The following is a 23,172-nucleotide window of genomic DNA, read 5'->3' on the forward strand; positions in this document are numbered from 1 at the left end:
TCCATGCTCAGGTCCCCCACGACATGGTTTCTTGTCGGGCAACGGCTCGGGATCGCGTTCATTACGCTTATCATCGTTTCATTCGCCGTCTTTTTCGCAACCGAACTCCTGCCCGGCGATGTCGCGCAGATCCTCCTGGGTCAGGCCGCCACGCCCGAGGCCGTTGCCGGCCTGCGCGAGGCCATGGGGCTGGACGAGCCTGCGATTCAACGCTTCATCGGCTGGCTGACCGGGTTGGCGCAGGGCGAAATGGGGCGCTCATATGTCAACAATATCGATGTCGCCGACCTTCTGGGCGGCCGGTTGCAGAATTCCCTGCGCCTCGCCGGTATCGTCACGGTGATCTGCGTACCGGTCGCGCTCAGCCTCGGCATCCTGGCGGCGATGTTTCGCGGCTCATGGATGGACCGGGTCGTGTCGACGGCGACCATCTCGGTCATTTCGGTGCCCGAATTCATGGTCGCCACGCTTTCGGTGCTGATCTTCGCGGTCTGGCTCGACTGGCTCCCGGCGCTCAGCTACGGGGTCGATGTGGACAGCCTCGGCGCGATGCTGCGCGCCTATGCGATGCCGGTGATCACGCTCAGCTTCGTGGTCTCGGCGCAGATGATCCGCATGACCCGCGCCGCGGTGATCGAAACGATCGAGACCCCCTATGTCGAAATGGCCCTGCTCAAGGGCGCCTCGCGCACCCGCATGGTGCTGGTCCATGCGCTGCCCAATGCGCTCGGCCCGATCGCCAATGCGGTGGCGCTGTCGCTCTCTTACCTGGTCGGCGGCGTGATCATCGTCGAGACCGTGTTCAACTATCCCGGCGTCGCCAAGCTCATGGTCGATGCCGTCGCCACCCGCGACCTGCCGCTGATCCAGTCCTGCGCGATGATCTTCTGCGTCAGTTACCTGTCGCTGACCACGCTCGCGGACATGATCGCAATCCTCTCCAATCCAAGGCTGCGCCAGTGATGACGATGACCCCCCGCACCAAAAGCAAGTTCCGCCTGCCGACGCCGCACAACCTTGGCTACGCCTTCAACTGGACCGGGCGGATCGGCCTTGCGCTGATCCTGTTCTGGGCGTTGGTTGCGTTATTCGGGCGCTGGGTCACGCCTTATCCGGTGGGCGCGATCGTCGATTGGGATTATTTCGGCGGCATCAGCACCGAATACTGGATGGGCACCGATTATCTGGGGCGCGACATCTTTTCGCGCGTTCTGATGGGCGCGCGCTACACCGTCGGGATCGCCCTGGCGGCGGTGACGCTGGCCTGCACCATCGGTGTCGTCCTGGGCATGATCGCAGCGGTAATCGGCGGCTGGTTCGACACGCTGCTCTCGCGGCTTCTCGATGCGTTCAACGGCATTCCCTCGCTGCTCTTCGGCCTTGTCGTCGTGGCGGCGGTCGGCTCGTCGATCCCGGTCCTCGTGCTGACGCTCGCAGCCATATACATGCCCGGCGCCTACCGTTTCGCCCGCGCGCTCGCGGTGAACATCAACACGATGGATTTCGTCACCGTCGCCCGCGCCCGCGGCGAGGCCACCCCCTACCTCATCCGGCACGAGATCCTGCCCAACATCCTCGGGCCGGTTCTGGCCGATCTGGGCCTGCGCTTCGTCTTCATCGTGCTGGTGCTGTCGGGGCTCTCGTTCCTCGGGCTGGGCGTTCAGCCGCCCAATGCCGACTGGGGCGCACTGGTGCGCGAGAATATCGAAGGGCTCAGCCTCGGCGCGCCTGCGGTGATCTTCCCCTCCATCGCCATCGCCTCGCTGACCATCTCGGTGAACATGTTCATCGACAATCTTCCCACCAAGATCCGTGACAGGGCCGAATGATGACAGATACACCCCTCGTTTCCGTACGTGACCTGCGCATCGGCGCTATCACCGATTCAGGCCGCAAGGTCGAGATCATCCGCGGCGTCGACTTCGATATCGTCCCCGGCGAGATCCTCGCCCTGATCGGCGAATCCGGCTCCGGCAAGACCACCATCGCGCTGTCGCTGATGGGCCACACGCGGCGCGGCTGCGCCATCGAGGGCGGCACCATCCGCGTCGGCAAGCACGATGTCACGGGCATGACGGAAAAGCAGCGCGCCCGGCTGCGCGGCACCGAGGTGTCCTACGTGCCCCAATCCGCGGCGGCGGCCTTCAATCCCTCCAAGCGGATCATGGACCAGGTGGTCGAAACCACCCGCATCCATGACCTGATGCCGCGCGCCCGCGCCGAGGCCCATGCCCGCGACCTCTTTCGCGCCCTCGCCCTGCCCGACCCCGACACGATCGGCGAACGCTATCCCCACCAGGTCTCGGGCGGGCAGTTGCAGCGCCTTTCGGCCGCAATGGCGCTGATCGCCTCTCCCGAGCTGGTAATCTTCGACGAACCCACCACGGCACTTGACGTGACCACCCAGATCGAGGTGCTGCGCGCCTTTCGCCGGGTGATGCAGGAAAGCGGCATGGCCGGGGTCTATGTCAGCCACGACCTTGCCGTCGTCGCTCAGATCGCGGACCGCATCATCGTGCTGAAGGGCGGCGAAACCCAGGAACAGGGCACCACCGAGCAGATCCTCAACAACCCCCGGCATCCATATACGAAGGAACTGCTGGCCGCCTTCGACCCGGTGCCGCATGTGCCCTTGGCGGGGCGCGACGACTCCGCCGACACCCCGGTCCTCGAAGTGCGTGACCTTTGCGCAGGCTACGGCGCGGTCAAGGATGGCGAGCCTGCGGCCAAGGTGCTCGACAGTATCGAATTCCGCCTGATGCGTGGGCGCAATCTTGGCGTGATCGGCGAAAGCGGCTCGGGCAAATCGACCCTGGCACGCGCCGTTGCGGGAATCCTGCCCGCCTATCGCGGCAGCGTGCTCTTTGACGGCCAGACACTCGCACCCGATCTCGCCCAGCGCAGCAAGGAGGATCTGCGCCGCGCGCAGATCGTGTTCCAACTCGCCGATACGGCACTGAACCCGGCGCATTCCATCGCCAATATCCTCGCCCGCCCGCTGCGCTTTTACAAAGGCCTCCACGGCGCCGCCTGCGAACGCGAGGTGATCCGGCTGCTCGATCTGGTCCACCTGCCCGCCACGCTGCGCCACCGGCTGCCCTCGGAACTCTCCGGCGGGCAAAAACAGCGCGTGAACCTCGCCCGTGCGCTGGCCGCCGATCCCGAACTGATCCTGTGCGACGAGATCACCTCGGCGCTCGATACCGTCGTGGCGGCGGCGATCCTCGATCTTCTGAAGGAACTGCAAGGCGAGCTGGGCCTGAGCTACATGTTCATCAGCCACGACCTTTCGACAGTCGAGGCAATCTGCGACGATGTGCTGGTCATGTACAAGGGCAAGGTGGTCGAGGCGATGCCTGCAACACGCATGTCCCAGGACGCCACCCACCCCTATTCGCGCCTGCTCATCTCGTCGGTGCCCCAGCTTGATACCGGCTGGCTCGCGGGCCTCGAACAGGACCCCGAACTCCTCGCGGCCTTCTCGGAACGCTGAGCGGGCGCGCCCTCAGTCAAGCCCGGCAAAAAGCCGGGTGAGCGGCCATTGGCGCTTGGTGAAATTGGTCTTCATGACCACGAAGCTGAAATAGCGGTCGATCCCGATATTCCGGTCAATCAGCCCTTCCACGATCTCCTGGTAGTCGCTGATCCCTGCGGTCACGAACTTGGCAAGATAATCGTAGCCACCCGAAATCAGGTGACATTCCACGCAATTGTCGATCTTCTCCAGCGCCTCCTGGAAACGGGCGAAATCGATCTGGCGATGGTTCTTCAGCGTGAATTCCGTGAACACCGTCAGTGTCTCGCCCAGCTTGGCCACGTCGATCATCGCCGAATAGCCGGTGATGTAGCCCGATTTCTGCAACTTCTTCACCCGCGTCAGGCACGGCGACGGTGACAGATGCACCAGATCGGCCAGTTCGACATTGGTGATCCGCCCGTTGCGCTGCAACTCGGCCAGGATCCTGATGTCGATTCGATCCAGTTTCTGAAGGCTGTTCATCGGCTCTGTCCTTGCTTTCGTCGGCAACTGGCATTCTCAAGCGTGCGATCCCCGCAGCCTACATGAAACAAACGAAACGATCTGCCGCTCAGGCTCCGGCATCCGGCACAAAGCACCGGGGCCGCGCGCCTAGATTGCGAAAAACACACGGAAAGACCATGCCCGCTCCACTGCTTGAAATCGAGACCCATTCCGAAGTGCCCGCGCACGCAGACTGCGTCGTCATCGGCGGCGGCATCGTCGGAGTCTGCACCGCCTACTGGCTGGCCCGCGCCGGGCAGGATGTCGTCCTTCTGGAAAAGGGCCGGATCGGCGCCGAACAATCCAGCCGCAACTGGGGCTGGTGCCGCCAGCAGAACCGCGACGCGCGTGAATTGCCGCTTTCGACACAGAGCCTCTCGCTCTGGGAAGACATGGGCGCGGATATCGGCGCCGACCTCGGCTTTCGCCGCTGCGGGCTGCTCTATCTTTCCAACGATCCCGCCGAGATCGAAGGCTGGGCCGAATGGGGCCGCTTCGCGCGCGGCGAGGGCGTGGATACGCGCATGCTCGACACGCGCGAGGCCACCGCGCGCGGCGCCGCCACCGGCCAGAACTGGCAGGGCGGCGTCTGGTCGCCCAGCGACGGCATCGCAGACCCGTCGCGCGCCGCCCCGCTGATTGCGACAGGCATCATGGCGCATGGCGGCAGGGTCATTCAGGGCTGCGCCGCGCGCGGGCTGGAAACCGAAGGCGGCGCCGTTTCGGGGGTGATCACCGAGCGCGGCACGATCCGCACGCCGGTTGCGGTGATGGCGGGCGGCGCATGGGCCGGCAGCTTCCTTCACCGCCACGGTATCGGCTTTGCGCAGGCGGCGGTGCGCAGCACGATCCTGTCGCTCGCACCGGGGGCCGAAGACCTGCCCGCGGCGCTTCATACCGGCCCCGTTTCGGTCACGCGGCGCGGCGATGGCGGCCACACGCTGGCGGTGTCGGGGCTTGCCAATCTCGATATCACCCCCGGCGCCATCGCCGGAGCGCGGCATTTCCTGCCGATGTTCGCCTCCCGCTGGCGCGCATTGCGTCCGGGCGGTCTTCAGGCATGGCGCGCCGGGTTCGAGACCCGCAGCCACTGGGCCTTCGACCGCGAAACCCCGATGGAGCGCTGCCGCATCCTCGATCCGCGCCCCAGCAAGCGCCTGATCCACCTCACGCTTGAGCGCGCGCGCGCCCTGCTGCCCGCGCTGCGCGATCTGCCGGTGCAGGGGCAGTGGGCGGGTTATATCGACAGCACCCCCGATGGCGTGCCGGTCATCGACGCCGATATCGGCACACCCGGCCTTGTGATGGCGGCGGGGCTTTCCGGGCATGGTTTCGGCATCGGGCCCGGCGTCGGGCATCTGGTGGCCGACATGGTGCTTGGCCGCACCCCCATCACCGAGACCCGCCAATACCGGCTTGGCCGTTTCGGCAGGGGGCAATGGGGCAAGGTGGCGGATTTCTGATCTCATGCGGCGAACCGCGTGATGCTGAAATCCTCAAGCGGCGTCTCGCACCGCCCGGTCGCGATCAGTTCCGCCATGGCATCCCCGACCCCCGGCCCCAGCTGAAAACCGTGACCGCAAAAACCGAACGCATGGAACAGCCCCGGCGTCGTGCCGGATGCGCTGATCACCGGCAGGTTGTCGGCAACATAGCCCTCGCAGCCCGACCATTGCCGGATGACCGCCACATCGCGCAGCGCCGGGACCATCCGCAACACCGCCGCCACCTGCTCGGGCAGGCGCGCAGGATCGGCATGGGCGAACCCCGGCTCGCGGGCGACATGCACGCGCTCGACCGCGCCGCCAAAGACCACGTTGCCCCGCTCGACCTGACGCAGATAGGCGCCATGCGGGCGCGCCCAGACGCCGACGACAGGCAGGATGCGGTGCGCGATCGGCTCGGTCACGGCCATCTGCGGCCCCCGGCTTTCCATCGGCACGGGCTCGCCGAACTCGGCCGCGATCGCATCGCCCCAGGCGCCCGCGCAATTGAGCAGAACCTCGGCCTCGTAAACGCCTTTCCCCGTGTCCAACGCGAAACCCGCCGCGCTGTGGCGGATAGTCTGAACCGGACATTGGTCCACGATCTGCGCCCCCGCGCGCGCCGCCGCATCGGCAAAGGCGGGCGCGATCAGCCTCGGGTTCGCCGACCCGTCATTGGGCGAGAACGACGCCCCGATCGCATCCGGCCCAAGCCCCGCAAAACGCTGGCGCAGATCACCGGGGGTCAGTTCTTCCAGTGTCAGCCCAAGGGGCCGCGCCGCCTCGGCATATCCCTTCATATCCTCAAGACCGTCTTCATCAAAGATCAGCCGCAAATGCCCCGTCGCGCGGAATTCAACGTCACGTTCCAGCAGGCGTTCAGCCTCGTTCCAGATCGCCAGCGACCGCGCCGCCAGCGGCAGCTGCGACAGATGCCGCCCGCTGCGCCGGATATTGCCGAACGACGCCACGGTCGCCCCCGCCCCGATGCGGCGCCGCTCGATCAGCGTCACCCGCACCCCGCGCCGCGCCAGAAACAGCGCCGAAGCCGTCCCCATCAATCCGCCGCCCAGAACGATCACATCCATGCGCGCCCGCGCCTCCTTGGTCCAAGCCTCCGGATCATCAAACCGCGCGGCCTCGCTTGTGTCAAAGACGGGAACCGTGGCAGGCTATAAGTCTGACCTATGGGAGGATATCATGCGCGCGCGCCAACTCGAAGTCTTCACCGCCGTGATGCGGGCCGGCACCGTCACCGGGGCGGCGCGGCTTCTCAATATCTCGCAACCCGCGCTCAGCCAGATCCTGATCCATACCGAGGCGCAGCTTGGCTTTCCCCTCTTTGATCGTGAAAAAGGTCGCCTGCGCGCCACCCCCGAAGCGCAGGAACTCTACCCCGAGGCCGAACGCCTGTTTTCCGGCCTCGAAGGGCTGCGCCGCAAGACTTCGGATCTGCGGCTGGGGCGCGCCGGGCTCGTGCGGATCGCCGCCTCGCCGCCGCCGGGCATGTCGCTTCTGCCCCGCGCGCTCAAGACCTTCCGCGCCGAACATCCCGACATCGTGCTGCGCACCCATGTCGCCCCGCTGGCGGCGATGGTGGACCTCCTGCGGACCGGCGACGCCTCGATGGCGCTGGCGCTTGATGACAATCTGCCCCCCGACATCGCGGTCGAACATGTCGGCACGACCAGCTTTTGCTGCCTCCTGCCCGAGGATCACCCGCTGGCGGGCGCCGGGGCGCTGGATTTCGCAGATCTCGCGGATGAGACCGTCATCTCCTATCGCAGCCAGACCCGCCCGCATGAGGAACTGGACCTGGCCTCGCGCCGACAGGGACTCGAATTCTCGCCCCGGATCGAGATCGACAGCTCGCTTTCGGCAGCAGGCTTCGTGCGCAGCGGGCTTGGGGTAGCGCTGGTCGATTCGCTCCTGCCCTGGGGGCTTTTCCCCGGCCTCGTCGCCCGCCCGCTGGCGCATTCGCCCGACCTGCCGGTCTCGCTTCTGACCGCGCGCGACAAGAGCCTGTCGCGCGCCGAAGAGGCAATGCGCAAGCTCCTGCACACCACACCCCTGAGCGAGGCATAAGCGCCCCTTATGCTTTCCCGCGCGATCCGTCTTGGACGCCGGGTGCGCATTCTGGTCGGGTATCGGTGACTCACCGAGAAAGGACCGGAAGAGATGGATGGCAGCATGCGCGCGGCGGATTGGAAGATCGGTGTCGATATCGGCGGCACCTTCATGGATTTCTGCGCGCTTGATACGCGAAGCGGGCAGATCGCATCGCTCAAGGTGCTGACCACGCCGGACGATCCGGGCGCCGAATTGCTGACCGGCCTCGATCTTCTGGCCGCGCGCGACGGGCTCGACCCGGCCAGCGTCACCCGTTTCGTGCATGGCACCACCGTCGGGATCAACACGATCCTGCAGCGCAAGGGCGCGCGCCTTGCATTGATCACCAATGCCGGTTTCGAGGACGTGATCGAACTGGCGCGCCTGCGCATGCCCAAGATGTATTCGCTGTTCTGCCACCGCGCCGACCCGCTGATCCCGCGCGACCGTATCTTCGGCATCAACGCCCGGATGCGCGCGGATGGCAGCACACCCGTCGCCCCCGCCCTTGATGACGTGCGCGCCGCCATTGACCGTGCGCGCACCGCCGGGGCGGAAGGTATCATCGTCTCGCTTTTGCATAGCTGGCGCGACGGCACTCAGGAAGCCGCCGTCAGGGCGATGATCGAAACCGAAGCGCCCGATCTGTTCACCTTCACCTCCTCCGAAGTCTGGCCGGTGATCCGCGAATATGAACGCAGCTCAACCGCGATCCTCAACGGCTATGTGCATCCGCGCGTCGCGGGCTACCTTGCCGCCCTCGAAGATCGTCTGGCGGCGCGCAACGTGCCCGCCCATGCGCTTCTGACCAAGTCCAATGGCGGCCTCATGAGCGCGGGCGAAGGGCGGCGCGATTGCGTCTCGATGCTGCTTTCGGGCACCGCATCGGGCGTCATGGGCGCGGCGTGGCTCGCGCGTCAGGCGGGGGAAAAGCGGGTGCTGACGCTGGATATCGGCGGCACCTCAGCGGATTTCGCGCTGATCGTGGATGGTGCCGTGCAATTCGGCACCGATGAACGAATCGGGGATTTCCCGCTGCATATCCCTTCGGTCTCGGTCAGTTCCATCGCCATCGGCGGCGGCTCCATCGCCAGCGTCGACAGCATGGGCGTGCTGCGCGTCGGCCCCGAATCCGCCGGCTCCACCCCCGGCCCGGCCTGTTACGGACGCGGCGGCCTTGATCCCACCGTGACGGATGCAATGGCGGTCTGCGGCTGGCTCGGTCAGGCCGAAATGGCCTATGGCCAGCTCAGCATCGACCCCGCCCTTGCGCGCGCGTCCGTGTCCCGCCTTGCCACGCCGCTCGGGCGCGGCATCGAGGAAACCGCCCAGGCGATCATCGACATCGCCGTCTCCGAACTCTTTGTCGAGGTCGAGAAACTCTCCTCGCGCAGCGGCGTCGATCTGCGCGACTTCGCGCTGATGCCCTTCGGCGGCGGCGGCCCGATGCTGGGCGCGTTCCTGGCGCGTGAACTGGGCATGTCGCGGGTTCTGGCCCCACGCCGCCCCGGCGTCGTCTCGGCGCTTGGCGGGCTGGTGGCCGACCTGCGCGGCGATTTCCTGCGCACGATCTTCACCGAACTCGACGCGGGCGCACCGACGCGCCTTGCCGCCGCCTTCAAGGCGCTTTCGCGCGAAGGCGCCGCATGGCTCGCGGCGCAGGGCCATGACGGCCCCGCGCAGATCCGGCTGTCCGCCGATATGCGCTATGCCGGGCAAAGCTACGAGATCGACACCGCGCTCGAACCCGCATGGCTCGCGGAGCCCGCGCGCATCGCCGCCGCCTTTCATGACACCCACCGGCGGATCTATGACTTCGACGACCCCGACGGGCGCATCGAAATCATCAACCTGCGCCTTTCAGCGATCGGCGTGACACCGAAGCCAGACCTTGCCGAGGCCGCGCCCGAAGCGGGCGCCCCGGCCACGCCCGCGCGCCAAGTCCGCGTGCATCTGGACGGCGCGCGCGATCTGCCGCTCTATGAGCGCGCCGGCCTTTTGGCCGGGGCGCGCTTCGATGGCCCCGCCGTGGTCTGTCAGGAGGACACCACCCTTGCCATCCCCGACGGCGCACGGGCGCATGTCGATACGCATCTCAACATCCATCTCGATTTCGCGGAGTGACCCCATGTCCGACAAGATGACCCTCCAGGTGCTGGCCAACCACGCCCGCGCCGCGGCCGAGAACATGGCCCACACCCTGCACCGCACCGCGCATTCCGCCTTCGTCAAGGAAACCCAGGATTTCACCGTGATGCTGATGGACCGCGCGGGCGATACCTTCGCGGTGCCGATGGATCTGGGGGCGACATGGTATCCCGGCCTGACCTATGGGCGCGCCATCGACATGGTGGATGATTACCGCCCCGGCGACGTGGCCTTCACCAACGATCCCTATTCCTGCCATGTCGCCACCCACGCCCCCGATACGCATCTGTGGAAACCCGTGTTTCACGATGGCGAGATCGTCGCCTGGACCGGCGGCCACATCCATAATACCGACATGGGCGGCGCTGTGCCCGCATCACTCTCGCGCTCACTGACCGAAATCCACCAGGAAGGCATCCGCTTTCCGCCGATGAAACTGGTCAGCGAAGGGGTTTACGACACGCAAATTCTGAGGATTATGGAAACCAATGTGCGCAAGCCGGGCCTCAATATCGGCGATATCAAGGCTCTGGTCGGCGCGCTCAACACCGGCGAGCGAAAGGTACACGGGATGCTCGAACGCTTCGGCAAGCAGAATTTCCTGAGCGGCGTCGCCGCCCTCAAGGACCAGGCCGAGGCCCAGGCCCGCGAAATCCTGCGCGCCATTCCCGATGGCGAGTATCGCTTTGCCGATTACGCCGACGAGGACAGCGATTTCGCCAATCCCTGCCGTCTGCATCTGACCCTTCGCATCCGCGACGATGCCGCCGAACTGGATTTCACCGGCTCGGACCCGCAGCTCGGCTCGTCGCTCAACGTCCCCTCGGGGGGCGATCCGCGACATACGATGCTGCTGGTCGGGGTCTATTACGTGCTTTACACGCTCAACCCGCGCCTTTTGCTCAATACCGGGCTGACGCGGCCCTTCACCTGCATCGCGCCCGAGGGCACGGTGCTCAACCCCCTCGCCCCGGCGGCGGTAGGGATGCGCTCGCTCACCTGCGCGCGGCTGCGCTCGGTCATCTTCGGCGCCTTCAGCCAGGCGATCCCCGACAGGATGCCCGCCGCCCCCGCCGGCAACAATTGCATCGTCAATGTCATGACCCATGACGAACGCTCAGGGCAAAAGGTGATCGCGGCCGTGAACCCGGTCGTGGGCGGCGGCGGCGGCATGCCCCATCGCGACGGCACCAACGGCTCGGGCGCGGATGCCGCCTATCTCAGCAACACCCCGGTCGAGATCACCGAGACCGAAGTGCCGGTCGAATTCGTGCGCTACGGGCTGGCACAGGACAGCGGCGGCGCCGGGCGCTGGCGCGGCGGGCTGGCAACGGAAATGGCCTTCCGCGTCTTTGCCCCCGACACCCGCATCACCGCGCGCAACCGCGACCGCTCGCGTTTTCGCCCCTGGGGGGTGCTGGGCGGGCGCGCGGCGGGGCTGGCCGAAATGGTGGTCAATCCCGGCACACCGGGCGAGCGCCGCATGGGCAGCGCCGATACCGCCGTGCTGCAACCGGGCGACGTGCTTTCGGTGCGCTCGGCGGGCGGTGGCGGGCGCGGCGACCCTATGCTGCGCGAAACATGGCGTGTCGCGCAGGACGTGGCGCGCGGCCATGTCTCGCCCCATAGCGCCCGGCGCGACTATGGCGTCGTCATGTGCGATGGCACCGTGGACGAAACCGCAACCAAGGCCCTGCGCGCCAAGGCCCAGCCGCACAGCGATCATTTCCACTTCGGCCCCGAGCGCGACAGCTACGAGGCGCAATGGACCCTTGACGCCTATGACCGCCTGACCGGCATCCTCATGGCCCTGCCGGTGCATTGGCGCTTTTTCGTCAAGACCGAGATTTTCAGCCGGATGGACAACCGCACCGGCGCCACCGGGGTGGACGCGGCCTTTGATGAAACCTGCACGCGCTTTCCCGAAATTCCCGGACCCGCCGCGCGGGCCGAGGCGGCGCAATGAATGACCCCTCGCGCCCTACGGGCCGCCTCCAGCGGCTCGCCGAAACCGAGCGCGCGCCGCTCGATTTCCATTTCGACGGCCAGCCCCTCACCGGCCTCGAGGGCGACAGCGTGCTGACCGCCATTCTGACCTCTCGCACCGACCTGCGCGCCGCCGAATTCGGCCCCGGGCGCCGCACCGGGTTCTGCCTCATGGGCGCCTGTCAGGATTGCTGGATCTGGCAGGAGAACGGCCCCCGCCTGCGCGCCTGCTCGACCACGTTGCGCGCGGGCATGCGCCTTCTGTCCGAGCCGCCATCAACCTGGCCGGTGGCAGAATCATGACCCGCGTGCTGATCGTCGGGGCCGGTCCTGCGGGCATCCGCGCCGCGCAAACGCTGGCGGCGGCGGGGCTGCGCCCCACCGTGGTCGATGAAGCCAACCGCGCGGGCGGTCAGATCTATCGCCGCCCGCCCCAGAGCTTTATCCGACCGCCCAGCACGCTTTATGGCTCCGAGGCAGGCAAGGCGACGGCACTTCATAACCTGTTCGATGACCTGCTTGCGACGGACCAGATCGCCCACCATCCCCAAAGCAGCGTGCTTGGCCTTCATGACGGTGTCGCGCAGGTGCTGGGGCCGGGCGGGGTCAGCGCCCTGCCCTATGACCGGCTGATCATCGCCACCGGCGCCACCGACCGGCCGGCACCGGTGCCGGGCTGGGAAATGGCGGGCGTCTTCAGCCTTGGCGCGGCACAGATCGCGCTCAAGGCACAAGGCGTCGCCTTGGGGCGGCGCATCGTGCTGGCAGGCTCCGGCCCGCTCCTGACGCTGGTCGCGGCACAGCTTCTGGACGCCGGGGCCGGGGTGGCGGCGGTACTCGACACCGCACCGCTTTCGGCTCAGATTCGCGGCGGCCTCGCGATGGCTGCCGCGCGCCCCCGTGTTACCCTTCGCGGCCTCGGTCTTCGCGCGCGCCTCGGGCGGCTTTACCATGCCGGCGTGACGCTTGACGCGATCGAGGGCGACCCCGCCACCGGCCCTGCCGAGATCCGCTGGCGCGACGCGCGCGGGCGCGCGCGCGTCACACCCTGTGACAGCGTCGCACTTGGCTGGCACCTGCGGAGCGAAACCGCCCTGGCCGAGCTTGCGGGCGCGCATTTCGACTGGTCAACCATCTGGAGCCAATGGCTCCCCGTCAGCGATGACGAGGGCCGCGCGGGGCCAGGGCTTTACCTTGCGGGCGACGGGCTTTCGATCCTCGGCGCGGATGGTGCCGAAATCGCCGGGCGGCTGGCGGCGCGCGCCTGTCTTGCCGATCTCGGCCAGACAACCGATCCCGCCGCCCAGGCCCTTGACCTGCGTGCCCTGCGCCGCATGCGCCGCTTTGCGACGGGCATCGCACGCGCATTTCCATGGCCTGCCCAGATGATCCGCGCCCTGCCCGACGACACCGTGCTTTGCCGCTGCGAAGGGATCACCTGCGGCGCGCTGCGCGCCACGCTGCCGCGTTCCGGTCCCGAGGCCAACCGCGCCAAGTCCCTCTCGCGCATCGGTATGGGGCGCTGCCAGGGCCGCTATTGCCAACTTGCGGGCGCCGAAATCATGGCCGCCGCCAGCGATGCGCACCCCGCGCAGATGGGCCGCCTGCGCGCCCAGCCCCCGGTGCGCCCCGCGCCGCTCCATGCCCTTGCCGTGCGCGACGACGAGGCCAACAACGGCAGGCCCGGCTGAACCGCACCATCTTCTGCGCCGAACCCTTGGGCAGACAGTGCAAAATGCCGCCCCGCCCCCGCTTTCGGCAAATGCTGTCAGCGCCCCCGCGCCAGACTGAAGGGGCAAATACGAGGTTCCCATGACACTTGCCTTCGACCCCCACGGGCTGGTCCCGCCTTTGGGCCACCATATCGGTGGGCGCTATGTGCCTGCGCGCGACAGCATTCCCCTGACCGCCCCCTCAAGCGGCGCCTCGCTGGGCGCGATCCCCCTTGCCGACGGCGAAACGGTCGACCGCGCCGTCAATGCCGCACGCGCCGCGCGTCAAAGCTCGGGCTGGGGCCGTGCCGCCCCGCGCGACAGGCTCAGGGCGCTGCGCAAATGGGCCGACCTCATTGAACAGGAAGCCCCCACCTTGGCCCGGCTCGAAGCCGCCTGCTCCTCGCGCCCGGTGGCCGAGGTGCTCTCCGGCGACATTCCCGTCACCGCCCAGCAGATCCGCTTCTTCGCCGAATTCGCCGACAAGGAATGCGACGTGCTCGCACCCACTGATGACGACCATCTGGGGATGGTCGCCTCCGAGCCCTATGGCGTGGTCGGGGCGATCACACCCTGGAACTACCCGATCTCGATGGCGGGATGGAAATTCGGCCCCGCCCTGGCTGCCGGGAACGCCGTGGTTCTCAAACCCTCTGAAATGACCCCCTGGTCGGCGCTTTTCATGGCCGAACTTTCGGTCCGCGCGGGCCTGCCCGAAGGGCTGGTCAACGTGGTCCTCGGCGATGGCCCGGGCACCGGCGCCGCGATCACCGGCCATCCGGGGATCGACAAGGTGTCTTTCACCGGCTCGACCCGCGCGGGCGCCGCCATCATGGAGAATATCGCCCGCACCGGGATCAAGCCGATGACCCTGGAACTGGGGGGCAAAAGCCCGATGATCGTCTTCGCCGATGCCGATCTCGACCTTGCCACCCGCTGTCTTGAACGCGGCATTCTGCCCAATGCGGGGCAGTTCTGCGTTGCCGGTTCGCGCATGATCGTCGCGCGCGAGATCGCCGATGACCTCGCGGCGCGCCTGACCGCGCGCTTCCAGTCGCACATGCCCGCCCCCACCTGGGCCGAGCAGCCCGGCTTTTCGCCGATCATCTCGGAAACGCAGCTTTCGCGCATCGACAGCATCATTTCGGCGGCGCGCACACAGGGCGGCGAGATTCTATGTGGCGGCGCGCGCTTTGATCATGAGGGCAGCTTCTATCGCCCCACGCTGATCACCGGAATCAAACCCGACAACCCCGCCGTCACCCAGGAAATCTTCGGCCCCGTCGCCACCTTCCAGACCTTCGACACCGAGGACGAGGCCCTCGCCCTCGCCGCCCATCCCACCTATGGGCTGTGCTCGGGGATCTTCACCCGCGACCTTGGCCGCGCCCTGCGCCTGTCGCGCCGGATCGAGGCGGGCACCGTCTGGATCAACCGCTACGGGCGCTCGCGCGATCACATCCTTCCCACTGGCGGCTGGAAGGCCAGCGGGTTAGGCAAGGACCTGGGCCGCGAGGCCTTCAGCGCCAACCGCCGCACCAAGGCGGTGCTGGCCGCGCTCTGAGCCGCACCGCAACACAGGAAGGGACCACCATGACCAGCCACAGGATCGCCCTCATTCCCGGCGACGGGATCGGAACCGATGTCAGCGCCGCCGCGATGCAGGTGCTTCACGCCGCCGCCGCCCCGGCGGGCTTCAGCCTTGAGACCGAGACCTTCCCCTGGTCCTGCGCCTATTACCTCGAGACCGGCGCGATGATGCCCGAGGACGGGATCGAAACGCTGCGCGGATTTGATGCGATCTTTCTCGGCGCGGTCGGCTGGCCCGAAACGGTGCCCGATTCCGTGTCGCTGCATGGCCTGCTCCTGCCGATCCGCAAGGCGTTCGACCAATACGCCAATATCCGCCCGCACCGGCTCTTGCCGGGGGTCGAGGGGCCGTTGAAATCCGAAGGCTTCGATATCCTGTGCATCCGCGAGAACACCGAGGGCGAATATTCCGGCGCGGGCGGGCGCGTCCATCAGGGCCGCGACAACGAGGTGGCGCTTGAAACCTCGGTCTTCACCCGCAAGGGGGTGGAACGCATCCTGCGCTTCGGCTTCGAACAGGCGCGCGCCCGGCGCGGGCACCTGACCTCGGTCACCAAGTCCAACGCGCAGAAATACTCGATGGTGTTCTGGGATGAAATGACCCGCGCACTGGCGGGCGAATACCCCGATGTCGCCGTCAGCCACATGCATATCGACGCGATGGCGGCCCGGATGGTGATGGCCCCCGAAACGCTGGACGTGGTGGTGGCCTCGAACCTCTTTGGCGATATCCTCACCGATCTGGGCGCCGCCATTCAGGGCGGGCTCGGCTTTGCGGCGTCGGCCAATATCTGCCCTGACCGCGCCGCGCCCTCGATGTTCGAGCCGGTCCACGGCTCGGCCCCCGACATTGCCGGGCAAGACATCGCCAACCCGATCGCCGCGATCTGGTCGGGGGCGATGATGCTGCATCATCTTGGCGAAAGCGCCGCCGCCGAAGCGGTGGAAAACGCCCTTTCCGCCACCACCGCGCAAGGAATCGGCGCGCGCCCCGGCAGCCATGCGACACAGGACATCACCGACGCCGTGATCGCCGCCCTGCAAGGCTGATCCCGGCCCGGAGATCTGGCGCGAAAACTTCCCCTTCCTCGAAAGCCCCATCTGACCTATACGTTCGCATAGTCAGCGAGTCGTATGAATATTGAGGGTCCAGAGTTTTGGAGCGTGAAAAGGGGGCCTTCATGGCCCCCTTTATTCATGTTGTGCCCTTTTCTTCATGCTCCGGGAGGCGCTTGTTCTTGATGACAGGCGCAACATCGGCCACACCATTTGCATGACACTGGATACCCCTGACCCCGCGTTTCACGCCCTCTCGCAGGATGAGGCGCTCGCGCATCTGCGCAGCCATCCCGATGGTCTCTCGGGCGACGAGGCCGGCACGCGGCTTGCCAACCATGGCCCCAACCGCCTGCCCGAACCGCCCCGGCGCAGCGCCTTCCTGCGGTTTCTGTCGCATTTCCACAATGTGCTGATCTATGTGCTGATCGCTGCGGCGCTGGTCACGGCGGCGCTTCAGCATTGGGTGGATACCGGCGTGATCCTCGCGGTGGTGATCGTCAACGCGGTGATCGGCTATGTCCAGGAAGGGCGCGCCGAACAGGCCATGGCCGCGATCCGCGGGATGCTCGCGCCGCGCTCGGCCGTGCTGCGCGACGGGCGCCGGGTCAGCATCGACGCGGCCGACCTCGTCCCCGGCGACATCGTGCTCCTCGAGGCGGGCGACAAGGTGCCCGCCGATCTGCGGCTGATCCACACGCGGGGGCTCAAGGCGCAAGAGGCGATCCTGACCGGCGAATCCGTTCCCGTCGACAAGGGAACCGCGCCCGTCGCCGCAAAGGCCGCCATCGGCGATCGCAGCCCGATGCTGTTCTCGGGCACGCTGATCGCGGCGGGCACAGGGCGCGGCGTCGTCGCGGGCACCGGGGCCGATACCCAGATCGGCCATATCAGCGGCATGCTGGGCGATGTGCAGGCGCTGACCACCCCGCTCGTGGCGCAGATGGACCGCTTCGCGCGCTGGCTGACCATCTTCATCCTGATCATGGTGGGCGCACTTCTGGTCTATGGCTATTTCGTCGGCCACATGGCCTTTGGCGATCTGTTCATGGCCGTGGTCGGCCTCTCGGTCGCGGCGATCCCCGAGGGTCTGCCCGCTGTGCTGACGATCACGCTGGCCGTCGGGGTGCAGGCCATGGCCCGGCGCAACGCCATCGTGCGCCGCCTTCCCGCCATCGAGACGCTCGGCTCGGTCTCGGTGATCTGCTCGGACAAGACCGGCACCATGACCCGCAACGAGATGATGGCCGCCGCGCTCGCGGCGCCCGACGGCGTCTATTCCGTCAGGGGCGAGGGCTATGCGCCCCACGGCGCACTGCATCTTGAAGATGCCAGGGCCGACCCGGCGCAACATCCTGTGCTGGCCGAATTCGCGCGCGCTGCCGGGCTTTGCAACGACGCGGTGCTGCACGGCGGGGATGACACCGGCTGGCATGTGGAAGGCGACCCGATGGAAGGCGCTCTGCTGGCGCTGGCGGGCAAGATCACCGGCGACGGTGCTGCGCCCCTCACCGGCTGGACACGCCGCGACGCCATCCCGTTCGATGCCGCGCATCGTTACATGGCGACGCTCGATCACGACCCGGCGGCGCGCCTCTCGCGCATCCATGTAAAGGGCGCGCCCGAGGCCGTTCTGGCGCTTTGCCGCGACCAGCGCAGCGCGCAGGGCGGGCGCGAACCGCTCGACGAAGCGCGCTGGGATGCCGCGCTCCAGTCCCTCGCCGCCCAAGGCCAGCGGGTCATCGCTCTGGCCACGCGCGAGGTGGCGCCCGATTGCAGCGAACTGGATGCCGCAACGCTTCAGTCACAGCTCACCCTGATCGGGCTCGTGGGCCTGATCGACCCGCCCCGCGCCGAGTCGATCGAAGCCGTGGCCGAATGCCATTCCGCCGGAATCCGGGTCAAGATGATCACCGGCGACCATGCCGCGACCGCCCGCGCCATCGCGGAAATGATCGGCCTCAGGAACCATGACCGCGTGCTGACCGGCGCCGATGTCGATGCGATGGACGATGCCGCGCTGGCCGACGCGGCGCTGTCGGCGGATATCTTCGCGCGCACCTCGCCCGCGCACAAGCTGCGCCTCGTCACGGCGCTGCAATCGCGGGGCCTGACCGTGGCGATGACCGGCGACGGGGTGAACGACGCCCCCGCCCTCAAGCGCGCCGATGCCGGGATCGCCATGGGGCTCAAGGGCAGCGAAGCCGCCAAGGAAGCCGCCGAACTGGTGCTCGCCGACGACAATTTCGCCTCCATCGCGGCGGCCGTGCGCGAGGGACGCACGGTCTATGACAATATCAAGAAGGTGATCAGCTGGACCCTGCCCACCAATGCGGGCGAGGCGATGACCATCATCGTGGCGCTGTTCGCGGGCATGGCGCTGCCGATCACCGCCGTGCAGATCCTCTGGGTCAACCTGATCACCGCCGTGACGCTGGGTCTCGCGCTGGCCTTCGAACCCTCCGAACCCGGCACCATGCGCCGCCCGCCCCGCCCGCGCGGCGAAGCCTTGCTGACCGGCGCGCTGATCTGGCAGATCGCGCTGGTCTCGACCTTCATTCTTCTGGCGGTGTTCGGAATGTATTTCTATGCCATCGACCGGGGCTACCCCGCGCCGCTGGCGCGCACCATCGCGATGAATACGCTGGTGGTGCTTCAGATCGTCTATCTCTTCTACATCCGCAACATCCACGGCACATCGCTCACCTGGGCGGCGGCACGGGGCACGCGGGTCGTGTGGATCTGCGTCATCGCGGTCACGGCGGCGCAATTCGCCATCACCTACCTGCCGCCCCTGCAGTTCGCCTTCGGCACGCAAGGCGTGCCGCTGCGCGACGGGCTGTTGATCCTCGCCGTCGGGGTGGTCTTCTTCGCCCTGATCGAAACGGAGAAACAGATGCGGCTGGCGTTCCGAAAACCGCCACCGCGCGATCTGCCCCCGCGCTGACACAGGCTGGCGCCGGACGCACAGCGCGGCCCGCCAATGCGCCCGCCTAGACCTTCAGATCGTCCAGACGGTTTCTCAGTTCCGCTTCGGGGATCGGGGCCTTCCAGTTCAGCTTGCTGAGCGGGAAGCCCTTCTCGTATGCGCTCAAGAAGGGCTGCGCGTCGCTGTTCTCCTCGAGATACGCCTGAAGGAAAAACGCCGGCACCGCAGGCAGCGCCCCGGTCGAGCGAAACGCATGACGAAGCGCCTTGCGCTTGAGCACCATCCACTGGAACAGGTAGACCGTCATGAAATACTTGTCCGGCTTAGCACGCAATCCGCTGACATATCGGCGATAATGCTGCGCCCATTCATTGATCAGCTCGTTTTGCGGATGGGCGGCAATGAACCAGTTATCCAACCACCTGTCATGATGGGGGCCACGGAACACGAAGAACCCGGTCTGCCCGGCGATCAGCGGCAGCCACGCATCAAGCGGCCTGTGACAGAGCGTCGTCGCATCCGCCCAGACCCCACCATGACGCGCCAGTAAATGCAGCCGCAACAGGTTCGCCGTGAAGCGGCGCGGCAGCGACTCCAGAGACTCCAGACCGTCCGCATATTTCGCAACCCCGTCCCGATCCAGCACCCGCACATCCCAGCCGGGATTCCGCTCGCGCCAGGATTCGATACATCTTTGCACAAGGTAGGGCGCCTGATCCTCGCCCTGGCCCCAGTAGATCCATATGATCTTCGGAATGTCCCAGCCGCGATACCGCGCCGTGTAATCCTGCCATGCCGCTTCACCCCCGCCGCGAAGACGCGCGGTCAGTGCGCGATTGTCCCGGTCGATGTAGCGAGTGTAGACCTCCAGACCCGGCGCTCTGGGAAACTCCGTGACCGCCCAGCGCGCGATGGTGCGCGCCCTGCGCAGGACCTGTCCAATTCTCTTTCGCAATGGGTCGCTTTCCATCAATAAAACAATGCGGAAAGCATGCCGCTTTGCGCATCACCTTTCAACCGTCGTTGTCGCGAGGTTGCGCCAAACCTGTGCGCGGGCGCATCACGCGCCCGCGCTTTCAATGGCCTTCAGCCCGGATCAGGCCGCCGGTTTGCGTGACTTGCGCAACCGCATCGACCCCAGCACACCGAGCCCGCCCAGCAGGAACACCGCCGAGGCCGGCAGGGGGATCGGCGCGGTGGTCGTCGTCACGCGCAGCGTGAAACTGTCGCCCGCAAACTGATCCGAAAGGAAGATCCCGTAGTTGAAGTTGAGGTTGGCAAGGTCCTCGATGAGCGGCTCCTCTTCGAGGCTGACACCCCAAAGCTCCTCAAATTCTTCAAGCGTCGCCTTGTAGATCGGGTCGTCAAGACTGCTGACCGCTTCGCCATCCACAACCGTGCGCAGCGCCTCCCAAAGCCCCGCCTCTTCATCGAACCAGGCCATGACCAGCGCATCGGTGGTCGCATCCGCGTCGTCATCCCACAGCAACCCCGCCGGGGCCATTTCCTGAGACAGCCACGCACCGCCGAACAGCTCCGCATAGGCGCCATAGATACCCGTGCTGACAAGCATGTCCTCGTCCGACGTGTCGAGCGAAAACCCTGAGCGCGCATTGTCGAAGAACCCGTCCAGCGTGAAGTTCTTGTTGTTCTCCGCATCGCCGAACAGACCGAAGGGATATTGCGTGAACGCCTTGAGATCGTTCGGCCCCAGCCCGACATTCGCGAAAGACAACCCGTCGTTATCGGCCGATTGCTGGAACGCGTCGCCGACACCAAAACCCAGCTCGACCGAAACGTCGTGAATGACCTCACCCGTCAGGTTCACGAGACGCTGGAACACCTGATAGACCGAGCCCTCGGTGCTGTCCGAAAGGCCATTGGCGTCCGGATCGACATTGAAGACCAGATCGACCGGACCGGTATCCGTCAATTGCTGCTTGAAGCGCTTGCCGCTCTGGAACGGCCCGTCACAGGTGGTTCCGCTGGTCGCAAGGATACATCCGTCGAATGACTCGCCCTGCGCGGTATAGCCGAGCTGCTGAACTTCCAGTCCCGGCGTATCCGCTTCCGGCGCTTCGTAATAGATTTGCGCATTCGAGGTCGCCGTCGCCGGATCGCCCTGGTAGATCACGCTGGCATCGTTGTCACCGTCAGCCACGACCGGATCGCCAACATCGACATTGCTTGTATCCCAACTGGTGATCGTCGCGGCCCCCGCCAGCGACGGCAAACAGGCAACAGCGGTCATAAGCAGCGCGGATTTCAGTTTGATTCTCGTTATCATTTTTACAATCCCCCCAAGGAAATGATGTTTTAATTCAATAAATTGCCAGCAATAAAAGAACGGCAAGGCACTCGAAAAACGTGAACACATAAAAATTTTCGCATGTTTATCTGACCAGTTCCCCGATCCAAGTCAACATTCAAGTTCTGATATGTATATGCCGGCCATACCCGCGCCCGCCCGTTCAGCGAACGAAAAAGCGGCAGCCGTGGGAGGTCGGCTGCCGCTCGCGCTCAACGCCCGCCGGGAAGGGTCCGGCAGGGTCATGACATGCAGGTTCAGTCGTTCATGTCGGCATTGGCGTTGGCGTTCACACTGGCGTTCACGCTCGAGCGCAGCTCGGCCAGGCTCAGCGCGTATTCGACCGTGCCCGTCGAAGCCTGCTCGAGGCTGCGCAGGTCAACCGCGATCCGGCTCGCGGCCAGATCGGCGCTTTCGTCGACCGAGATCACCGCCTGCCTGCGCCCGTCTTCCGCCTCGCGGGTGGCATCGACCCTGCCGATCACCTGCCCGTCGGCGGACATGATCGCCGTGCCCTCATTCAGACCGCCCATCGCCTCTGCGGCGGCCCCGGTCTCAGATTTGATGGCGCCCGAGGTTTCGGAACTGTCCGATGGCGACTTGGCGCCAAGGTTGGCCGTGCCCCCCATTCCGGCGCCACCACCGACACCGGCATCGGCATCGGCATCGGCATCGGCATTGGAACTGCCACCGGCGCCGACACTGGCGCCAGCACTGACGCCGGCACCCGCATCGGCCTCGGCGCCAACGCCGCCAACCGACGCGCCCGCTTCGGCAGCATCGTTTTCACCAGCTTCAAGGGCATGAACCGACACCGCGTTCGCGGTCGTCAGAATCGTTGCAAGGGCCATTTTGCGGAAGGACATGAGGTCTCTCCTTTTTCGTCTGCTTCGCGTGTATTCCTGCAAGAGCCGCCTGATCACGGCCCTTCCATCCGCCCAACGCAAGGTGGCCGCGCCGGTTCCATGCCCCTTTCCCGGCTTTCTCCCCCCGGCAACATCCCACCTCCCAGAGACGGGCCGGTATCGGCCAAGAACATATGGTTCAGAAAGAAAAAGATACGGATGCTGCGCGATCAGGCAAAAAGCGGACATAGGAGCTCAATGAATGTCTCTCGCACCTGTCGCACAGAAAAACGCGGCACACTGAGGCGCCGCGTTGATTGGGCTTGAAAGTAGCGCTCAGGCAATGTCGATCACAACATGATCGACATTGTAGATGACGCCCTCGCGGTCACCCGGGTTGAGCTCACCGTTGTAGATGACACCCTTGCGATCACCGGGGTTCAGTTCGCCAGCGGCGATATCGAACGACCGGATGCCTTGATTGTAGATCACGCCCTCGCGGTCGCCCGGGTCGAGCTCGCCGTTGTAGATGACACCCTTGCGATCACCGGGGTTCAGTTCGCCAGCGGCGATATCGAACGACCGGGTGCCTTGATTGTAGATGACGCCCTCGCGGTCGCCCGGGTTGAGCTCGCCGTTGTAGATGACACCCTTGCGATCACCGGGGTTCAGTTCGCCACCGGCGATATCGAACGACCGGATGCCTTGATTGTAGATGACGCCCTCGCGGTCACCCGGGTTGAGCTCGCCGTTGTAGATGACACCCTTGCGATCACCGGGGTTCAGTTCGCCAGCGGCATATTGGTCGAATTCCGTTACCGACGCGGTTGCTGATTTCAGCTGCGCAGCCTGAGCTGTCGCATCCGACGAAACCGTCTGAGCCGAGGCAAGGGCGGGGATTGCAGTTGCGGCGATCAGGGCGAAGAATTTCGTTGTAAGCATTGTAATATCCTCCATTTTCATGTGGTCCACGCGGAACCGTTT

At 66.1% G+C, this 23,172-nt stretch carries 18 protein-coding genes; 12 read left to right on the top strand and 6 right to left on the bottom strand.

The window, feature by feature from the left end:
* The first annotated feature begins 3 nt into the window (after positions 1-3).
* From N5A93_RS05100 to N5A93_RS05110, 3 genes are read left to right on the top strand one after another with little or no spacing between them, the layout of a single operon-like run.
* Positions 4-963 (top strand): ABC transporter permease, encoded by a 960-nt coding sequence (locus N5A93_RS05100; RefSeq protein WP_268953997.1) that lies wholly within the window; start codon positions 4-6, stop codon positions 961-963.
* The gene (locus N5A93_RS05105) at positions 963-1,829 is read left to right on the top strand and encodes an ABC transporter permease (protein ID WP_268953998.1); all 867 of its coding nucleotides are present in this window, start codon (positions 963-965) and stop codon (positions 1,827-1,829) included. The genes N5A93_RS05100 and N5A93_RS05105 overlap by 1 nt, the downstream gene beginning before the upstream one ends.
* Entirely contained in the window at positions 1,829-3,493 is a 1,665-nt protein-coding gene (locus N5A93_RS05110) for an ABC transporter ATP-binding protein (protein ID WP_268953999.1), read from the top strand. Before N5A93_RS05105 ends, N5A93_RS05110 begins: the two co-directional genes overlap by 1 nt.
* 12 nt (positions 3,494-3,505) lie before the next feature.
* On the opposite strand, the gene N5A93_RS05115 is transcribed toward N5A93_RS05110, so the two are convergent.
* Entirely contained in the window at positions 3,506-4,000 is a 495-nt protein-coding gene (locus N5A93_RS05115) for an Lrp/AsnC family transcriptional regulator (protein ID WP_268954000.1), read from the bottom strand.
* Between the two features lie 158 nt (positions 4,001-4,158).
* On the opposite strand from N5A93_RS05115, the gene N5A93_RS05120 reads away from it, so the two are divergent.
* Complete coding sequence (locus N5A93_RS05120) at positions 4,159-5,484, top strand: NAD(P)/FAD-dependent oxidoreductase (RefSeq protein WP_268954001.1); 1,326 nt, start codon at positions 4,159-4,161, stop codon at positions 5,482-5,484.
* Positions 5,485-5,486: 2 nt separating this feature from the next.
* On the opposite strand, the gene N5A93_RS05125 is transcribed toward N5A93_RS05120, so the two are convergent.
* Complete coding sequence (locus N5A93_RS05125; protein WP_268954002.1) at positions 5,487-6,593, bottom strand: NAD(P)/FAD-dependent oxidoreductase; 1,107 nt, start codon at positions 6,591-6,593, stop codon at positions 5,487-5,489.
* Between the two features lie 112 nt (positions 6,594-6,705).
* On the opposite strand from N5A93_RS05125, the gene N5A93_RS05130 reads away from it, so the two are divergent.
* From N5A93_RS05130 to N5A93_RS05165, 8 genes are all read left to right on the top strand, one after another.
* The gene (locus N5A93_RS05130; protein ID WP_268954003.1) at positions 6,706-7,590 is read left to right on the top strand and encodes a LysR family transcriptional regulator; all 885 of its coding nucleotides are present in this window, start codon (positions 6,706-6,708) and stop codon (positions 7,588-7,590) included.
* A 93-nt stretch (positions 7,591-7,683) separates the two neighbouring features.
* Positions 7,684-9,738, top strand: a complete 2,055-nt coding sequence (locus N5A93_RS05135; RefSeq protein WP_268954004.1) for a hydantoinase/oxoprolinase family protein — start codon at positions 7,684-7,686, stop codon at positions 9,736-9,738.
* A 4-nt stretch (positions 9,739-9,742) separates the two neighbouring features.
* On the top strand, positions 9,743-11,728 hold the full coding sequence (locus N5A93_RS05140; protein WP_268954005.1) for a hydantoinase B/oxoprolinase family protein: 1,986 nt from the start codon (positions 9,743-9,745) through the stop codon (positions 11,726-11,728).
* Entirely contained in the window at positions 11,725-12,051 is a 327-nt protein-coding gene (locus N5A93_RS05145; RefSeq protein WP_268954006.1) for a (2Fe-2S)-binding protein, read from the top strand. Before N5A93_RS05140 ends, N5A93_RS05145 begins: the two co-directional genes overlap by 4 nt.
* Positions 12,048-13,439: an NAD(P)/FAD-dependent oxidoreductase gene (locus N5A93_RS05150; protein ID WP_268954007.1), complete on the top strand. Its 1,392-nt coding sequence runs from the start codon at positions 12,048-12,050 to the stop codon at positions 13,437-13,439. Before N5A93_RS05145 ends, N5A93_RS05150 begins: the two co-directional genes overlap by 4 nt.
* Before the next feature lie 121 nt (positions 13,440-13,560).
* A complete protein-coding gene (locus N5A93_RS05155) occupies positions 13,561-15,024 on the top strand; it encodes an aldehyde dehydrogenase family protein (protein ID WP_268954008.1) in 1,464 nt (487 codons plus the stop codon).
* A 29-nt stretch (positions 15,025-15,053) separates the two neighbouring features.
* The gene (locus tag N5A93_RS05160; RefSeq protein WP_268954009.1) at positions 15,054-16,100 is read left to right on the top strand and encodes a tartrate dehydrogenase; all 1,047 of its coding nucleotides are present in this window, start codon (positions 15,054-15,056) and stop codon (positions 16,098-16,100) included.
* Between the two features lie 223 nt (positions 16,101-16,323).
* A complete protein-coding gene (locus N5A93_RS05165; protein ID WP_268954010.1) occupies positions 16,324-19,053 on the top strand; it encodes a cation-transporting P-type ATPase in 2,730 nt (909 codons plus the stop codon).
* A gap of 46 nt (positions 19,054-19,099) precedes the next feature.
* Here N5A93_RS05165 and N5A93_RS05170 read toward each other — a convergent pair whose 3' ends face one another.
* The 4 genes from N5A93_RS05170 to N5A93_RS05185 form a co-directional block, all read right to left on the bottom strand.
* A complete protein-coding gene (locus tag N5A93_RS05170) occupies positions 19,100-19,990 on the bottom strand; it encodes a capsular polysaccharide synthesis protein (RefSeq protein ID WP_268954011.1) in 891 nt (296 codons plus the stop codon).
* A gap of 141 nt (positions 19,991-20,131) precedes the next feature.
* Complete coding sequence (locus N5A93_RS05175; protein WP_268954012.1) at positions 20,132-21,322, bottom strand: choice-of-anchor F family protein; 1,191 nt, start codon at positions 21,320-21,322, stop codon at positions 20,132-20,134.
* 278 nt (positions 21,323-21,600) lie between these two features.
* On the bottom strand, positions 21,601-22,209 hold the full coding sequence (locus N5A93_RS05180) for a hypothetical protein (protein WP_268954013.1): 609 nt from the start codon (positions 22,207-22,209) through the stop codon (positions 21,601-21,603).
* Between the two features lie 315 nt (positions 22,210-22,524).
* On the bottom strand, positions 22,525-23,151 hold the full coding sequence (locus tag N5A93_RS05185) for a hypothetical protein (RefSeq protein WP_268954014.1): 627 nt from the start codon (positions 23,149-23,151) through the stop codon (positions 22,525-22,527).
* Positions 23,152-23,172: the final 21 nt, after the last annotated feature.

The sequence above is a fragment of the Roseovarius salincola genome (genome assembly GCF_026891095.1).
In the GTDB taxonomy this organism is placed as follows: Bacteria; Pseudomonadota; Alphaproteobacteria; order Rhodobacterales; family Rhodobacteraceae; genus Roseovarius; species Roseovarius salincola.

What these genes read in the sequence shown, in the direction of transcription:
- N5A93_RS05100 (WP_268953997.1), top strand. Translation starts at nt 4, where the DNA reads ATGCTCAGGTCCCCCACGACATGGTTTCTTGTCGGGCAACGGCTCGGG.
- N5A93_RS05105 (WP_268953998.1), top strand. Translation starts at nt 963, where the DNA reads ATGACGATGACCCCCCGCACCAAAAGCAAGTTCCGCCTGCCGACGCCG.
- N5A93_RS05110 (WP_268953999.1), top strand. Translation starts at nt 1,829, where the DNA reads ATGACAGATACACCCCTCGTTTCCGTACGTGACCTGCGCATCGGCGCT.
- N5A93_RS05115 (WP_268954000.1), bottom strand. Translation starts at nt 4,000, where the DNA reads ATGAACAGCCTTCAGAAACTGGATCGAATCGACATCAGGATCCTGGCC.
- N5A93_RS05120 (WP_268954001.1), top strand. Translation starts at nt 4,159, where the DNA reads ATGCCCGCTCCACTGCTTGAAATCGAGACCCATTCCGAAGTGCCCGCG.
- N5A93_RS05125 (WP_268954002.1), bottom strand. Translation starts at nt 6,593, where the DNA reads ATGGATGTGATCGTTCTGGGCGGCGGATTGATGGGGACGGCTTCGGCG.
- N5A93_RS05130 (WP_268954003.1), top strand. Translation starts at nt 6,706, where the DNA reads ATGCGCGCGCGCCAACTCGAAGTCTTCACCGCCGTGATGCGGGCCGGC.
- N5A93_RS05135 (WP_268954004.1), top strand. Translation starts at nt 7,684, where the DNA reads ATGGATGGCAGCATGCGCGCGGCGGATTGGAAGATCGGTGTCGATATC.
- N5A93_RS05140 (WP_268954005.1), top strand. Translation starts at nt 9,743, where the DNA reads ATGTCCGACAAGATGACCCTCCAGGTGCTGGCCAACCACGCCCGCGCC.
- N5A93_RS05145 (WP_268954006.1), top strand. Translation starts at nt 11,725, where the DNA reads ATGAATGACCCCTCGCGCCCTACGGGCCGCCTCCAGCGGCTCGCCGAA.
- N5A93_RS05150 (WP_268954007.1), top strand. Translation starts at nt 12,048, where the DNA reads ATGACCCGCGTGCTGATCGTCGGGGCCGGTCCTGCGGGCATCCGCGCC.
- N5A93_RS05155 (WP_268954008.1), top strand. Translation starts at nt 13,561, where the DNA reads ATGACACTTGCCTTCGACCCCCACGGGCTGGTCCCGCCTTTGGGCCAC.
- N5A93_RS05160 (WP_268954009.1), top strand. Translation starts at nt 15,054, where the DNA reads ATGACCAGCCACAGGATCGCCCTCATTCCCGGCGACGGGATCGGAACC.
- N5A93_RS05165 (WP_268954010.1), top strand. Translation starts at nt 16,324, where the DNA reads ATGACACTGGATACCCCTGACCCCGCGTTTCACGCCCTCTCGCAGGAT.
- N5A93_RS05175 (WP_268954012.1), bottom strand. Translation starts at nt 21,322, where the DNA reads ATGATAACGAGAATCAAACTGAAATCCGCGCTGCTTATGACCGCTGTT.
- N5A93_RS05180 (WP_268954013.1), bottom strand. Translation starts at nt 22,209, where the DNA reads ATGTCCTTCCGCAAAATGGCCCTTGCAACGATTCTGACGACCGCGAAC.
- N5A93_RS05185 (WP_268954014.1), bottom strand. Translation starts at nt 23,151, where the DNA reads ATGAAAATGGAGGATATTACAATGCTTACAACGAAATTCTTCGCCCTG.